We start from the raw sequence: 1,725 nt of genomic DNA, 5'->3' as shown, positions 1-1,725 counted from the left end.
CCTCAATAGTTTTTTGAAATTCCCGTGTGAGGGGGAAAGTTGATTACAAACAGAATAAATTACAGCAGTGAAAGTGACGATACAAATGCAGGAAGAGCAGAAATGTTCTTCCTGTTTTTTAACAGAACTTCAGCAGCTGGCGGGGAAAGGAGACAGTATGGCAAAGTTCTTAAATTATGAGGACCGGCTGGAGATAGAAAGCGGACTAAAGGAGCACATGACTTTCACAGAGCTTGGAGAGAAACTGGGAAGGGACAGGACTACCATCACAAAGGAGATCAGGAACTATTCCATCGAACAGGACACCGGTTATGGAAGTTACCCGCATAATACCTGCAAGTACAGAAAAGCATGTAAGAGGAAAAAAGTATGTGGGACAAATGACTGCAGGCATCCACTGGTAGCTGTCTGTAAACAGTGTGAACTCATATGCAACCGTTACTGCGAGCATTATGAAGAAGAAATATGTACCCATCGCTTTAAACCGCCATATGTATGCAACGGATGCAGTGAAGTAAAGAAGTGTACGCTGACAAAAACTGTTTACGATGCTCTGGGAGCCCAGAGGCGGGCAACGGATAAGATATCGGAATCCCGAAGCGGGATCCTTGCTACGGAAGGGGAAATCGCCAGACTCAATGAAATCCTGGTGCCGTTGGTAAAACAGGGGCAGTCTATCCATCAGATCTACCTGACACATAAGGATGAACTGATGTGCAGTGAAAAGACCCTCTACAACTACGTGGATGGATGCCTGTTTGATATCAGGAACATAGACCTGCCAAGAAAGGTAAAGTACCGTCCGAGATATAAAAAACCGGAGCTGAAAGTAGACCGTGGATGCCGTGTGGGAAGGAATTATCATGATTACGAAGTATATATGGAACAGCATCCGGACACAGCAGTGGTGCAGATGGATTCCGTGATCGGCAGCAAGGGAGGGAAAGTCCTGCTGACGATATATTTTGTAAATGTGTCACTGATGCTGGGGTTCCTGCGGGAAGCGAACACCTCAAAGTCAGTGATAGATATTTATGATGAACTGTACCACCGGCTGGGAGGGCAGGATTTTAGGAAGCTGTTTCCGGTCATCCTGACGGATAACGGAAGTGAGTTTTCCAATCCCAGGTGTATAGAGAACGGACCGGATGGAAAAGGATTTCAAAGGACGAGGATCTATTACTGCAATCCAAGTGCGCCGTACCAGAAAGCAGAGATCGAGGTGGGACATGAATTTATACGCAGGATCCTGCCGAAAGGAAGAAGCTTTGATGAACTGACGCAGGCAGACGTAGAGCTGATGATGAACCATATCAATTCCTACCGGAGAAAGAAACTGAACGGAAAAAGTCCGTATGAAGCGTTCAGCTTTTATTATGGAGAAGACCTGGCGGAGAGGCTTAGATGCCACGAGGTTGCAGCCAAAGACATCAACCTCACCGCAAGACTTCTCAAAAAGTAACCAGAAGACAGAATAAAGCACAGACCGCCGGCTGAAATAGGAACAGCAGAAGACGTGAATTATGGCTTGCAAAATTTGTAAGCCAAAACTGACGTCCGGTTTTTGTGCAAAAAAATACTCTGCCATAAGGTGATTATATCATAAAAGCAAGGGAAAAAACGGGAAAGTCATTACAAAAGTGGAAAGTCGGGTACAAAATTTGCAGGTCGCTTTCAAAATGTGAAACTCGTTTACAAAACGGGAATCTCGGATGACTATTGAAC

At 45.2% G+C, this 1,725-nt stretch carries 2 protein-coding genes; both read left to right on the top strand.

Going from position 1 to position 1,725, the window contains the following annotated elements; all coding sequences use genetic code 11:
* The first annotated feature begins 39 nt into the window (after nt 1-39).
* Nucleotides 40-180 carry a hypothetical protein gene (locus OCV77_RS16335; RefSeq protein WP_157579697.1) on the top strand — a complete coding sequence of 47 codons (141 nt, stop codon included), beginning with the start codon at nt 40-42 and terminating at the stop codon, nt 178-180.
* A complete protein-coding gene (locus tag OCV77_RS16330; protein WP_015516100.1) occupies nt 158-1,462 on the top strand; it encodes an IS30 family transposase in 1,305 nt (434 codons plus the stop codon). Before OCV77_RS16335 ends, OCV77_RS16330 begins: the two co-directional genes overlap by 23 nt.
* The last annotated feature ends 263 nt before the right edge of the window (nt 1,463-1,725 follow it).

It is taken from the genome of Suilimivivens aceti (genome assembly GCF_025567405.1).
In the GTDB taxonomy this organism is placed as follows: Bacteria; Bacillota; Clostridia; order Lachnospirales; family Lachnospiraceae; genus Suilimivivens; species Suilimivivens aceti.
This window is presented reverse-complemented; position numbering and strand designations above follow the sequence as displayed.

What these genes read in the sequence shown, in the direction of transcription:
- OCV77_RS16330 (WP_015516100.1), top strand. Translation starts at nt 158, where the DNA reads ATGGCAAAGTTCTTAAATTATGAGGACCGGCTGGAGATAGAAAGCGGA.